The sequence below is a fragment of the Cupriavidus sp. 05L310 genome (assembly GCF_056398185.1).
The window spans coordinates 1-12,540 of the sequence record NZ_JBFTOX010000110.1; the positions used below are offsets into that span (position 1 = coordinate 1).

The 12,540-nt window shown below is 58.8% G+C and carries 9 protein-coding genes and 6 pseudogenes; 9 read left to right on the forward strand and 6 right to left on the reverse strand.

Annotated features, from left to right (window positions below; genetic code table 11):
* Together AC1DS6_RS41380 and AC1DS6_RS41385 are read left to right on the forward strand one after the other, a co-directional pair.
* The coding region (locus tag AC1DS6_RS41380) for a transposase (protein ID WP_477104677.1) at positions 1 to 275 on the forward strand (275 nt) is incomplete at its 5' end.
* Positions 276 to 989: 714 nt separating this feature from the next.
* Positions 990 to 1,436, forward strand: coding sequence for a GNAT family N-acetyltransferase (locus AC1DS6_RS41385; RefSeq protein WP_477104678.1), 447 nt, complete (start codon positions 990 to 992; stop codon positions 1,434 to 1,436).
* 75 nt (positions 1,437 to 1,511) lie between these two features.
* Here AC1DS6_RS41385 and AC1DS6_RS41390 read toward each other — a convergent pair.
* Positions 1,512 to 1,659, reverse strand: a pseudogene (locus tag AC1DS6_RS41390) (IS630 family transposase); the annotation flags it as partial.
* Here AC1DS6_RS41390 and AC1DS6_RS41395 point away from each other — a divergent pair.
* The 3 genes and pseudogenes from AC1DS6_RS41395 (at position 1,643) to AC1DS6_RS41405 (ending at position 5,427) form a co-directional block, all read left to right on the forward strand.
* A complete protein-coding gene (locus AC1DS6_RS41395) occupies positions 1,643 to 1,975 on the forward strand; it encodes a hypothetical protein (RefSeq protein ID WP_477104680.1) in 333 nt (110 codons plus the stop codon). The pseudogene AC1DS6_RS41390 and the gene AC1DS6_RS41395 sit on opposite strands and share 17 nt — an antisense overlap.
* A pseudogene (hpnN, locus tag AC1DS6_RS41400) lies at positions 1,972 to 4,637 on the forward strand (hopanoid transporter HpnN). The gene AC1DS6_RS41395 and the pseudogene hpnN overlap by 4 nt, the downstream one beginning before the upstream one ends.
* Before the next feature lie 421 nt (positions 4,638 to 5,058).
* Positions 5,059 to 5,427 (forward strand): annotated as a pseudogene (locus AC1DS6_RS41405) (VOC family protein).
* 646 nt (positions 5,428 to 6,073) lie between these two features.
* On the opposite strand, the gene AC1DS6_RS41410 reads toward AC1DS6_RS41405, so the two are convergent.
* Positions 6,074 to 6,406: a hypothetical protein gene (locus AC1DS6_RS41410; protein WP_441628286.1), complete on the reverse strand. Its 333-nt coding sequence runs from the start codon at positions 6,404 to 6,406 to the stop codon at positions 6,074 to 6,076.
* A 479-nt stretch (positions 6,407 to 6,885) separates the two neighbouring features.
* On the opposite strand from AC1DS6_RS41410, the gene AC1DS6_RS41415 reads away from it, so the two are divergent.
* Positions 6,886 to 8,151 (forward strand): M20 family metallopeptidase, encoded by a 1,266-nt coding sequence (locus tag AC1DS6_RS41415; RefSeq protein WP_441628203.1) that lies wholly within the window; start codon positions 6,886 to 6,888, stop codon positions 8,149 to 8,151.
* Entirely contained in the window at positions 8,148 to 8,777 is a 630-nt protein-coding gene (locus AC1DS6_RS41420) for a trimeric intracellular cation channel family protein (protein WP_441628201.1), read from the forward strand. The genes AC1DS6_RS41415 and AC1DS6_RS41420 overlap by 4 nt, the downstream gene beginning before the upstream one ends.
* A gap of 323 nt (positions 8,778 to 9,100) precedes the next feature.
* Here AC1DS6_RS41420 and AC1DS6_RS41425 read toward each other — a convergent pair whose 3' ends face one another.
* Positions 9,101 to 9,535 carry a TetR family transcriptional regulator C-terminal domain-containing protein gene (locus AC1DS6_RS41425; RefSeq protein WP_441628198.1) on the reverse strand — a complete coding sequence of 145 codons (435 nt, stop codon included), beginning with the start codon at positions 9,533 to 9,535 and terminating at the stop codon, positions 9,101 to 9,103.
* Between the two features lie 103 nt (positions 9,536 to 9,638).
* Here AC1DS6_RS41425 and AC1DS6_RS41430 point away from each other — a divergent pair, with 103 nt between their 5' ends.
* Entirely contained in the window at positions 9,639 to 10,430 is a 792-nt protein-coding gene (locus AC1DS6_RS41430; protein ID WP_477104679.1) for an IclR family transcriptional regulator, read from the forward strand.
* 234 nt (positions 10,431 to 10,664) lie between these two features.
* On the opposite strand, the pseudogene AC1DS6_RS41435 reads toward AC1DS6_RS41430, so the two are convergent.
* Both AC1DS6_RS41435 and AC1DS6_RS41440 read right to left on the reverse strand, forming a co-directional pair.
* Positions 10,665 to 11,063, reverse strand: a pseudogene (locus AC1DS6_RS41435) (transposase); the annotation flags it as partial.
* A gap of 532 nt (positions 11,064 to 11,595) precedes the next feature.
* A complete protein-coding gene (locus AC1DS6_RS41440) occupies positions 11,596 to 11,805 on the reverse strand; it encodes a hypothetical protein (RefSeq protein ID WP_441628194.1) in 210 nt (69 codons plus the stop codon).
* 365 nt (positions 11,806 to 12,170) lie between these two features.
* Between AC1DS6_RS41440 and AC1DS6_RS41445 the strand changes: the two are divergent.
* A pseudogene (locus tag AC1DS6_RS41445) lies at positions 12,171 to 12,398 on the forward strand (tyrosine-type recombinase/integrase); the annotation flags it as partial.
* Between the two features lie 20 nt (positions 12,399 to 12,418).
* On the opposite strand, the pseudogene AC1DS6_RS41450 reads toward AC1DS6_RS41445, so the two are convergent.
* Positions 12,419 to 12,540 (reverse strand): annotated as a pseudogene (locus AC1DS6_RS41450) (IS630-like element ISCARN39 family transposase); the annotation flags it as partial.

Genomic DNA, 12,540 nt, shown 5'->3' on the forward strand with positions numbered 1-12,540 from the left:
GACTGAAGCATCTGTTTGCAGATGGCGCATACGATCGTCGCACGTTGATGGATAAAGCCGCGACGCTCGACTTCGTCGTGCAGGTTGTGCGCCGCCACGAGGATCAAGTTGGCTTCGCGGTGCTACCCCGGCGTTGGGTGGTGGAACGTACCTTCGGTTGGATGGTTCGCTGGCGTCGCCTTGTCAGGGACTACGAGCGACGTCCTGATGTGTCCGAGGCCATGGTCTATATCGCAATGGGCGGGCTGCTGCTACGCAGAATCGCCCATCCCTGAATTATCAAACGGGTTCTTAGACCACGCTGGGTCGACCGGCCACTCGCTCTATCGCAGCCAGTCGTATTGCCTTCCATGATTACTAGCATGTCGACACCCAGGACTATCTAAATATCGTGGCTCAATGGCTGGCCTGCACGTCCCCTTGCCGACGCTTCGCAGACGTCCTCGCGGGCGTCTACGCACGACACGGGGCCGACGTGAGTTGCTAGCTCTTCATCGTAACGGACTTGCACCGTTTATCCTTTGCCGGTCTCCCGGCGCACAGTAATGTTAGTACGTAAAATCGCTAACTTATTGATTTTACTGGCTTTGCGCTCGGACTTTGCGTAGCATCTTTACTACACTTCACGCCATGCGGCCTGTCTCAGCATTGGATGGCTTGGTATGGCGCCGCCGACAGATTGATATCGCAGGACATTGAATCGTCGCCAAGATGCTGGACAACACAAATGGCCCAAGTTGCTGGGCGTTCGGCCGTTGTGATGGCGCCGTGATGGCGTTTTGCAACGCGTAACACGATTGGGGGATAGTCGGAAGGGAGACTCATAACCATACTCGCCAGCGGCGGTCCGACTGCCGAACCGTGGTTGACTCCAAAGGCCACCCGGCCCTGTGGGAATCTTTACACGACATAACAAATAAAACGGTGGTAGCACACCATGATGAAGTCGCGAAAAAAACCGGCTAAACGCCGAAGCGAGAGGGGTCAAAATGAGAGGCATTTCCATTCGCGCTGCCGTCACCGGCCAAGCGCCACAGATTATTAGCATCCTCGAACAATGCGGGCTTGATGCTTCGGCCCTCAATCTATTTGCAACTACATTCCATATCGCCGTCACCGAATCCTTGATCGTCGGTTGTGCTGGCGTGGAACGGCATGGTGACACCGCAATCATCGGGCCCGTTGCCGTGCTTGCCGATTACCGCGACCGTGGTATCGCTTCGTCTCTGGTGCAAGCTGCACTCATGCGCGCCCGAGCTGGAGGGTGTCGACAAGCAGTGATGTTAGCGATGCGCTTTGCGACTTACTTTAGTCGTCACGGGTTTACGCTGATGCCGCGCCGCGCGCTACCGGCAGAGGTACAAGCGTCACAGGCATATCAATGGCAGGCCAATTCGTCCGATGTCTGCATGAAATGCGACCTGATCTCCGGCTGACTTCCCGTCTTACGGTCACTTCCGACCCGCGTCGGGTCGGGGAGCGCCGTGATCAACGCATGGGGGCTCTATACGATCATCCCTGAAGAAGATGTCGGCGTTTTCCTCATGAGCCTGCTTGGCAAATGGCAGGATACGTGTCCCGTTGCCAGCGCTCGATCGCCCCTAGGTCGCGCTGATATGCGCGCTGCAACGACTTCTGCGGCATCAGGTTCAGACGCGATGAACTGGGTCGGCTCGGTCAGAAGGCAGGAATACGCGTGGAATATCGCAGACAAGAGAACATCGCAGTCAAATCGCCGACGGCATTGGTCGCCGGCCTGATGCGGCCAAAGGCGACCTTCCGGCAGCGAAATCTCTATTGTCAGTTTGAGTTGAGCGAACTGCCGGCAACTGAGCTGAAGAGCCTGGAGACAAAGGCATCCAGCATAGTGGTTTGCATGCCAAGTGGCAGTTTGATGCCGATAGAGCGAAGCGAAGCCAGTTGCCACCTCGGGTTCGGTCGCCCGATTGGCGAGAATATAGTCGCCCAGCCCTGACGAAGCAGATCACCCACACTGTCCGTTTCGCCAATCGCCACGCCTGGGGTGTCATCGTCGCGACTCTGCTACTCACGCTCGCCAGAGGCATCTATGCCGCAAGGCATTTTTCCATCAACACTGATATCGGTCGCCTGATTGACACGAACGAGCCCTGGGCTCGACGCGATGCCGCGCTTAGTGCAGCGTTTCCACAGCGGGATAACCTGATTCTGGCCGTCGTGCAAGCGCCGGCTAGCGAACTCGCAGGCGCCGCAGCCGACGCGCTGGCCGAAGCGCTGCGTCGGCAGCCGACACGCTTTCGCATGGTAAGCCAGCCAGGCGGAGGCGATTTCTTTTCGCGCAACGGTTTGCTCTTCCTGTCCAACGACGAATTGCGCGACATGACTGGCCAGCTCGTGCAGGCGCGCCCACTGCTCAACGCCCTGGCGCGCGACCCGTCGCTGCGCGGTCTTGCCGACACACTTTCGACAACGCTGGCGCTACCGCTGCAGATCGGGCAAGTCAAGCTGGGCGATATGGCGCGCCTGTTGGGCAACAGCGCTGCGACTGTCGAGCAGGTGCTGGCGGGTAAGCCGGCCGCTCTTTCATGGTCCGCGCTGGCAGGCATGCCACAGCTGGGTCCGGAAGGCCAAGCCAGCAGCTTTGTGTCTGTCAGCCCGATACTGGACTTTAGCGACCTGGAGGCCGGCGCCAAGGCTTCCGACGCCATCCAATGCTGCCGCAGCGCAGTTGCGATTGCGGGAGCGCTACGGCGCCGCGGTAAGGTTGACCGGACCGCAGCCGCTGGCTGACGACGAGTTCTCCTCTGTCAAAGACGGCGCTCTGGTCAACGGGGCACTCACTACGCTGGTGGTAATCCTGATTCTCTGGTTGGCATTGCACTCGCCCCGGCTGATCCTGGCAGTCTTGGTGAATGTGTTTGCGGGCTTGGTCCTGACCGCGGCGTTCGGCCTCTTCCTAGTGGGTTCGCTCAACATGATATCCATTGCCTTCGCCGTGCTGTTCATCGGGCTTGGCGTGGATTTCGGGATTCAGTTCGGCGTGCGCTATCGCGCCAGACGGTATCGATACAGTAACTTGGCGCTGGCGCTCTCTCGGGCTGCGCAAAGCGTGGGGATGCCATTGGCACTAGCAGCTGCAGCCACTGCAGCCGCCTTCTTCTCCTTCGTACCGACCAGCTACCGCGGCCTTGCGGAACTGGGCAAGATCGCCGGTTCCGGCATGATCATCGCCTTTGCCAACACGATCACGCTACTGCCGGCACTGATCACCGTGTTACACCCTCCCGGCGAGACCAGCATTCCCGGCTTTGCATGGTTGGCCCCCGTCGACAGTTTCTTCGAGCGCCATCGCAAGCCGGTTTTGTTGATCACATGCGTGGCAATCCTGATTGGACCCCCCCTGCTGCCGCACCTGCGGTTCGACTTCAATCCACTGCACCTGAAAGACCCGCACTCGGAGTCAATGTCCACCCTGCTGTCGCTTAAGGATGTGCCCCAGGTCAGCATGGACGATGTCAGCTTGATCGCACCCTCGCTGGCGGCCGCAGAGGCCTCTGCGGCGCAGTTGGGGGCCTTGCCTGAGGTGGCTCGCGTGGTCACACTGCAGAGTTTCATACCAACCGATCAGCCGGCCAAGCTGAAGCTCATAGCCGATGCCCCTTCGAGCCTGACGCCGGTGCTGACCCAAAGCGCAGCCAGTCCGGCCAGCGACGTGTTGCGCGTCAATGCGCTTAAGAGCCTGGCTAGGCTGCTGCCGCTTGCATCCGAAGACCATCCCGGCCCAGGCGCGGCAGAAAGTGTCCGATTGGCCAAGGCGCTGCGCCAGCTCGCGGCTGCCGATGCTACTACCCGCGATCGCGCGGAACAAGCACTGGCCCTGCCACTGCGCTTGGCGCTGGCCGACCTGCAGCGCGCCTTGCAGGCGCAGCCGATCGATCGGCAGATCGCTGCCACACGACCTGGTGCGCGACTGGATCACGCCGGATGGCCGTGCCCTTGTCACTTTGAGTCCGCGTCTGCCATGCGCGGACAGTCCCGCACGCGCGGCTGCGCTAGACCATTTCATCGACACCATTCTGCGCGTCGAGCCTACGGCAGCAGGAGGGCCGATTTCGGTGCGGGGCTCGGCCGATACTATCCTCGGCGCCTTCGCCCAGGCCGGGGCCTGGGCTTTGCTCTCGATCACGGTGCTGCTTTGGATCACACTGCGTCGCCTTACTGACGTGCTGCTGACGCTGGTGCCGCTGCTGGTTTCCGCCACGGTAGCCTTGGAGTTGTGCGTGGTGTTCGGCATCGCACTGAATTTCGCCAATATCATCGCATTGCCTTTGTTGCTTGGTATCGGTGTGGCCTTCAAAATCTACTATGTGATTGCGTGGCGCGCCGGCAAAACACGCCTGCTGCAATCGAACCTGACACTTGCGGTTCTGCTCAGCGCGGCCACTACTGCTACCGCCTTCGGCAGCCTGTGGCTGTCGCACCATAGCGGCACCGCCAGTATGGGAAAGCTGCTGACGCTGTCGTTGATGTGCACATTGGTCGGCGCGGTGTTCTTCCAGCCGATCCTGATGGGCAAAGCCACGCCGCACCAGCATCAGTCGGCAGACTGCCCACGCAATAATGCCGAAATAGGTGTGCCGATCTCTACGCGCGGGTAGCGGATATGTCCCTACCCGAAGTAGTCTGCGATACCACGAGGTGAATGTGCTCCACGTTGGGCGGCAGGCCATGCAAGGTGCTGACCACGGAAGCGATTTCTTCAGGTCCTTGCTCGTGGCCATCCTCAGAACGCACCCGACCGCCTGCAGGCCGAACGGCATGCCGACGTGGTCGACGCCGCAGGGCGCGAGGCTACGGGCATACTGCTTCTGGCATCCAGCGTCACCTCGCCGCCCATTCACGCCGGCATCGCGGAGACGTCGGCCGCATGGCGCCTGGCCGGTGACGCCCGCCCGGCGCGGCGAAATCCATGTACCCTGCGACGGTGGCGCGCGTCAGCCTCCGCGTGACGGCTGGTTGGCCGTTCCCGGCCGGCTCGCATGCCGGTCCTTGCACATACCCCTTCCCGGAGATTGCGACATGGCCATCCAGCTCAACCACACCATCGTCTTTTCTCGTGACAAGAAGGTGTCCGCCGACTTCCTCTGCGAGATCCTCGGACGTCCCGCAGCCGTGCCCTTCGGGCCGTTTCTCGCCGTACGGCTGGACAATGATGTCACCCTGGACTTCATGGACGCGGAAGGCGATGTTGCCCTGCAGCACTAGGCCTTTCTGATCAGCGACGGTGAATTCGAGCAAAGCCTCGCCCGAATCCGCGCGCGCAACCTGATGTGCTGGTCAGACCCATACCGCCGCCGCCCCGGCGAGGTCAGCACGGACGGTGGCTGCCGCAGAATCTATTTCGAGGATCCGAGCAAGCACTTTCTGGAAATCTTCACGAAGGGATAAGACGCATGCGCATCCAGAAGAAGAGGCGAGACGACTGCCACAAGCGAGCGGCCATTACAGGGTTCTCCTGCACAACCCAGATGACGGGTGCCGGCCCTGAGCGGCGGGCATCCGCAGAATTTGCTCCGCTCGACTCTGTCCGCCAGCGAACAGGGCCCGTGCACTTTGCACCCCACGCAACAGCTAGCTATGGCGCCATGCTCAGGCCGCGATCCCGCGGACGCTTTACTGATCCATTAACAATCAGCCCCGCCGCATCGGCACGCCTCCGCTAGCGCACTCGCCCGCCAAACGCAAACGCAAAACCGAGTAAGTATTTACGCAAAAATTCGTGGGAAGGCTGCGGGGCTGCATGCTGCAATACGTGCATGGTTCACTTAACACATTCCCCTTCGCGGAATGACGGCCATGCTGACTCGCCACCCACTGCTGCCGCCCACGCCGACACCCATGGCAACGCAGGAGCCTCGCCGTCGCCGCTGGAGATTCGCGGTCTCAACGTGCAGTTCCCGAGCAGGACAGTGTTCTATACGTGGGTCAACATTCGATGCAAATTACCGCGTTCCCTGGGTAAGAATTCGGTGCAAATCAACAGCGGAGAGGCATAAAAAGCCGGCGCGTGGCCGGCCTTTTCTCAAATGCGAGATTATTTGCCGGCTTCGGCCTCGCACTTCTTCATGAATGACGTCTTTGCAGCACCGGCGAGTGGCTTACCGTCCTTCCCAACGGCCTTGGCTTCACAGGAGGCTGACGCGTCGCCTTTGTTGCCACTTTCGCACTTCTTGATAGAGGAAGCTTTCGCGGCCCCAGCTAGCGGCTTGCCATTTTTGTCAACCGCCTTCGCTTCGCAGTTCGAAGAAGCCGCTGGAGCGGCGGCGGACGTTGCAGGCTTGGTGGCTGCCCCAGGCGCGGCAGTTTGAGCGTAAGCAAAACCTACCGAAAAGAGCGCTGCAATGGCTACCGCACAGAATCTTTTCATCACGATACCCCTCCTCAGAATTTATAAGGCAATTTGCCTAGCTCTCATAAACGTTTGGGCCGCGTCATCGTTGACGTCGCTCTCCCTCATATGAATGCATTACCCACCGAAAGACAGTATCGCTTGGTCCCAGGATTTTGTATCTATTTCTGTCCGCAGGGAGTCGGCCCGCCTCGAAATCTCGCCGCTGTCTGCCAGCCACCGCTCGACCCATGTGCCGCATGAGAAACTTCAGAAGACGACAAGCCACGACTATAAGGTCATGTGTAGTCGACTGGAGGGGCATCGCCGGCTCACCGCTGCCCTCGCGTTTGTCGAGCAATAGTGCACGGGGTCGATGAAGACTTCGTGAGGAAGGGTGAAATTACGTCACTCTTTCCGCATCGCACGTGTAGTCGTGCCAACGAAGCACCTCGTAGCGAAGCTCTCATCGCAACAATATGTGAGGCATACTAGCCAGTTCAAGCTGGAGATTTTCCATGAACGCACTCGTCCAAGCGTTGGAGGGCCGCAGCGACAAGCTGCTGGCGGAACTTGAAACAATCTACAAGGACCTTCATCAGCACCCTGAGTTGTCAATGCAGGAGGTCCGAACCGCAAAGGTCGCGGCAGACTTTATTGAGGCGTTGGGCTACGAAGTGACGCGGGCAGTAGGAATCACAGGTGTCGTTGGGGTATTGCGCAATGGTGAGGGCCCCACGGTGATGCTCCGCGCAGATATGGACGCGCTGCCCATGGCCGAAAACACCGGCTTGCCTTACGCCAGTACGGTCAAGAGCAAAGATGAAGACGGCGTCGAAGTCGACGTGGCCCATTCTTGCGGGCATGATATGCACGTGACTTGGCTGATGGGAGTTTCGCGCGTCCTTGCCGAGCACCGCAATGCCTGGAAGGGCACAGTCATGGTGGTATTTCAACCTGGAGAAGAGGTAGGACGCGGTGCCCGCAGCATGGTTGACGACTGGGGCGCTGAACGCTTCCCCAAGCCAGACATTATTTTGGGCCAGCACGTCATGGTGGGGCCTAGCAGCACGGTCAGCTACCGCCAGGGGGTCATTCTGTCGGCGGGAGATAGCCTGAAAATCAAGCTGTACGGACGCGGCTCGCATGGCTCGCAGCCGCAGACTTCCATTGACCCGGTCATTATGGCTGCTTCCACGACGCTGCGCCTGCAGACCATCGTCTCGCGTGAAATTTCGCCGATGGATAACGCAGTGCTGACCATTGGTTCGCTGCAGGCAGGTACCAAAGAAAACATCATCCCCGACGAGGCCACCATCAAGCTGAATATGCGCACCTTCGACGAAGACGTGCGCGAGTACATGCTGGCGTCCATCAAGCGAATCTGCTGCGCGGAGTGCGATGCGTCCAACGCCGAGCGACCGCCGGAGTTCACCACGCTCAGCCAATACCCCCTAACCGAGAACGATGCCACTGCCACGCGTCAGGTGGCCGATGCTTTCCAGGCCCAGTTTGGCGACAAGGCCTACGAAGCAGCACCCGCCTCGGCCAGTGAAGATTTCAGCGTCTTCGGTCGAACCTGGAATGTGCCCTACGTCTTCTGGTTCATCGGAGGGACCGACCCTGACGTCTATGCACAAGCCAAAGCAGCGAAGCAGATGAATAAGATACCGAGCAATCATTCCCCAAAGTTTGCACCGGTCATTAATCCGACGCTGGAAACTGGCCTGCACGCAATGCTCACCGCCACCTCGGCCTGGCTCTGCACTCCTTCACAGGCATGATGGAACATAACCTGTTCGTATTGGTTGACCTGCTGGGTACCTTCGCATTCGCGGTCAGCGGCGCTCTCGCCGCCGAGCAGAGACGGCTTGACCTGTTTGGCGTGCTGGCCATCAGCCATCTGACCGCTTGTGGCGGTGGAGTGATTCGCGACCTGTGCCTTGGTGCTCTACCGCCGGTCGGCATTTCGGATTGGCGATACCTCGCCACATCGGCGCTCGCGTCAGCGATTGCAATTTGGGCACGCCCAATTATTGACCATCTCAAGCATCCTATCGTTTTTTTTGATTCGCTTGGGCTAGGCTTCTTCGCCGTCATTGGCGCGCACAAGGCGCTCCAGTTCGGCCATGGTGTCGAGGTTGCCATCATTCTCGGTATGCTGACCGCTGTTGGTGGCGGCGTGGCGAGAGATGTGGTGCTCAACCGCGTGCCCATTATCCTCGATAAGGAAATCTACGCCGTTGCAGCGCTGGTCGGGGCAGCCATCCAGGTGCTTGGACAACTCATGGAGTGGAGGCTCGCGGTCACTCCCTGGTTCGGAGCCTTTATTTGTTTCGCCATCCGCGCCCTCGCGCTGCGCTACTCCTGGAGTCTTCCAATGGTCAGGAGAAGTGATGCCGCGCAATGAATGTGCAGCCCATTATTCAGCTTGCGTGTAGCGAGAAGCTGCCCTTCGATTCGCCATTTTCCGTTGCGACTGCTCAAAAGACTGGCCTGTCAGATGCAAGCAAAGCCACGACCATCTGGAACAAGCCGGAGCTGCGTGAACAGCTTCTGACCGGAGTGCGGTGCACCGCTAACGCAGTAGCCGACATGTCTGGCACTCCCAAGCCCGAGGGTACTTGGAAATCTAGTGAAAATGAGGGATGAAGTACAGCGAGTGTTGCGGTCCGCGTCCGTTAGCCGGTGAAGGCCCGACCTATGTCGAGGACTGGTTCGGCAGCTGAGACACTATTGCTTAACCGAAGTGTCGTGCGCCAGGCCAGCGATTAGGTTCTCGATAACAGGTGCCAGTTGGGACGCGGAGAACCCGGCCTTGGCAACCGCGCGTAGCCCTGCAATTGTGGCCACAACCGCGAGCGCACTCTCAGCCGGCTCAATATCCGATTTAAACGTACCGGAAAGTTGCCCCGAAATCACGAGCAATTCAAACGGATTCAGGATTGATTGAAGGCCAGAGCGAACCAACTGTTGTACTCGGGCGTTATGCAAGCCTAGCTCCGAGGACGCATTCATTAGGAGACATCCACCGGCTCCATCATCGTCTTGCGCAATACTGAGCAGCAGCTCGCGAAGCTGCGTAAGCGGCCGGTCGGAATCAGCTGCCTTCCGGATAACTGAGACGCTTGTGTCGGTGGATGTAATGATGGAGTCGACGGCACGCATCAGTGCTTGGTCTCTGTCGGACTCTATTGGTTGTGCTGGCATTTTCCGCTCACCTTATATTCTGGACCAACCATATAAAATTTGATTTTTTTCGCGATGATGCTTGACTGGGCAATGCGACAGCGCGGAAAAAGGCCGAGGGCGGCGCCGCATTCAGTCGGCTGACAAGGCAACGGAAGTTCTCCTCGCCCTTGTCAACGCAGGAAAGGCGACGCCCTTGCGTGACCTGGCGCGCGCCATCGGCATGCCAAATAGTCTCGCGCACCGCTATCTGGCGAGTCTGATGGCGAGCGGCCTGGCGGTTCAGAATGAAATCACCGGTCTTTATGACCTGGGACCTACCGCGGTTCGCATAGGCGCTTCGGCGCTGGCGCGTGTCGATCATCTGCGCCTTGCAAGCGAAGCCATGCCGCAACTGGTAGCCAGTACGGGACTTCCTGCACTGCTCAGCGTCCTGGGGGATCGCGGCCCGACCATCGTTCGTTGGGAGCGCAGTTTTGTTCCGTTTATCACCACGCTGTCGGTTGGCTCGACATTCCAGTTGACCAATTCTGCGACCGGACGAGTATTGCTGGCATTCACACCTGAGCAGGTCAGGAATGATCTGATCGAGCTGGCTGTCTCCCGTAATCTCGAGCAGCCGCCAGCGAAATTGCTCGAGCATCTTGAGAAGATCCGCAAGCGAGGATACGACGAAGCCGAATCGGTCCTGATTCCAGGCCTGTCAGCAATCAGTGCCCCGATACTGGATGTTCAGAACGAGGCGGCTGCCTGTCTGACGTTGATCGGCGCAAGCCCTGATGTGCAGCGTATCAAAGCCAAGGCTATCTCGTGTCTGGTAGAGACAAGTACACGTATCTCGCAAGTTTGTGGGAGCAACTTGTCGTTCGCTTGATAGTTTCAGCCATGGCAGCCTAACCACGAATATCGCATGGACACCTCGGTATCGCGCAATAGGCGATGCCGCTTCCGGCTTGCCTTAACAGGCTGCTGAAATACGTCCCGCGCAACGCGCGGGTTTCCCCGCTCGCGCGGCGACGACTCTGTTTTTTCCACATTCTGAAACTCAGGCGTAACTTCGTCGGCTTTTCGACCGCCTGACGCCTGTTTCCCGCCCGCTTTTGTCCCTTTATCGCTGCTGCAGGCGGATTTGTCCCAGCGATCGCATGCGCACGAGGTTGTAAGCGGCCATCGTCAACACAAACATCTGGTCAACTCTCCTCAATCCGCGCACCATCACCTGACGCATGCCACCCACCGTCTTGGCCCAGCCGAAGCCTTGCTCGATCAGCTTTCGCTTTTGCTGAGAGATCGCATAGCCTGCGCTGGCGGCAATCGGATTGGGCACTGCAGAGCGTCGCCCGTTGGTATTTTGCGCCACATGCGGCATGACCCTCGTCCTCAGGCACGCTTCGACGAACTCCGCTGCGTCATAGCCCTTGTCTGCACCGAGCGTGAGCACCGTGCCTGGATCCTCAACGGCCTGCCGAGCATCGTTGATCATGACCTTGGCGGCCTCACGGTCACTATTTCCGCTGACGATGCCCACCAATTACTAATGTGGGTACGAGAAACCTATTTCACTCGGAAATGTTCGACGCTCTGCCCTGCATTCACCGCCCTCTGCAGCCAATCTGGCAGTTCGCCATTACCGTCCCAAACGCGACCATCCGCACTCCGGTAGCGCACCTCCCGCAGTTTGGTAGCATCCTCAAAACACCCAGCACGAATAAGGTCGTCGAAGGAAATGCTGTTTCGGACCATCTGCATTCGGACCCACAAGATCGCGGCTTGCTTGTCCGCTGACTCTCTGCTGCCAGACACAAATAGACGGCCCGCCCCCAGCGGCTCCGAGTTTGTGCCCCGACTTGAACGCCGGACTGTCTCGTTAGGTACTGATTGTATTGCTCTCATGAAATCAAATGACAGCGGATTCTGTCCGCAAGAGAATACTGGTAAGAGTTGTCGCCTGCGGTCCAGAGGAAATTCAAGACAATAGGCCGTACGCAATATGAGGAAAACTTCCAACCGCGAAGCTGTCTTTAAAACTAAAGCTCGCGCTAATGACCACCACGCCCGTCCCGCTGCATAGCCTTGAGAAGAACATGGCCATTAATTGTGATCAGAGCACGATGGCGTCCCGGTGAGACACGCTCCCGGGTTGCAAGTTCCCGTTCGAGCAAGGCATTAAAATCGGCGGGATCAAGTTCGACTGTGTCAATAGCGTTCTTCACCAGCATCAGCGTCGCGAGTTCGTGAGGACTCAGCATCAGTGTCTCCTAGATAAGGGCACTACGTTTGCTGTAACTTGCTTTCTTCAGTGATGACACACACGATGCTGTTACCGGCATGCGGCACTGCAGCGAAGGACTCATTTGGCGGCTATCGCGCCAGACCAGCAGGTTATCACGCCAGCCCTCTTCCGGCGGAAATTAAAGGCATCCGGTATTTCCCTGACTGCACCCTCTGTGACTCGCCACAGTTGAGAACTGCCGGCGTGAGCGGGTCTGGCCACGAAGACTCGATAATAGTTGTTCGCATTTTGAACAAAAGTTCAGGGGGACCATGGCCGGCGGATGCCAGGCGGGGACGCATTGAGTCTTGGGTACCATATGACCACGGCTTGTTATCTCACTCGCGTGGCCCCGAGTGGGGAAGCGGGGCCAGGTACTCGCCAGCACTTCGGCGCACCGGTTGCGCCATACGGCGGGGTCGCGTATGACCGACCAGCAGGTTGACCTGCGCTTTGTGCGCGACAACTTCGGGCATGCCTCCGTCTTCACCACCAACCTCTGCCTACACCGAAGACGATGCGCGGTACGAGGCCATACAGGAACGGCATCGGATCGGGTGGACCTATTGATCCTTGTATAAATGACGACATCACCACAGCTCGGCCTGCTTCCAGCACGCGGCAATGATGTTGGCGCGTTGTTGTGCGCTGCGCAGCCGATTGCGGGCGGTCGTTTTGAGTTCGGTGAGCGAGTGTGGGCAGAAGTTGGCCA

What these genes read in the sequence shown, in the direction of transcription:
- AC1DS6_RS41415 (WP_441628203.1), top strand. Translation starts at nt 6,886, where the DNA reads ATGAACGCACTCGTCCAAGCGTTGGAGGGCCGCAGCGACAAGCTGCTG.
- AC1DS6_RS41420 (WP_441628201.1), top strand. Translation starts at nt 8,148, where the DNA reads ATGATGGAACATAACCTGTTCGTATTGGTTGACCTGCTGGGTACCTTC.
- AC1DS6_RS41425 (WP_441628198.1), bottom strand. Translation starts at nt 9,535, where the DNA reads ATGCGTGCCGTCGACTCCATCATTACATCCACCGACACAAGCGTCTCA.
- AC1DS6_RS41440 (WP_441628194.1), bottom strand. Translation starts at nt 11,805, where the DNA reads ATGCTGAGTCCTCACGAACTCGCGACGCTGATGCTGGTGAAGAACGCT.
- AC1DS6_RS41410 (WP_441628286.1), bottom strand. Translation starts at nt 6,406, where the DNA reads ATGAAAAGATTCTGTGCGGTAGCCATTGCAGCGCTCTTTTCGGTAGGT.
- AC1DS6_RS41385 (WP_477104678.1), top strand. Translation starts at nt 990, where the DNA reads ATGAGAGGCATTTCCATTCGCGCTGCCGTCACCGGCCAAGCGCCACAG.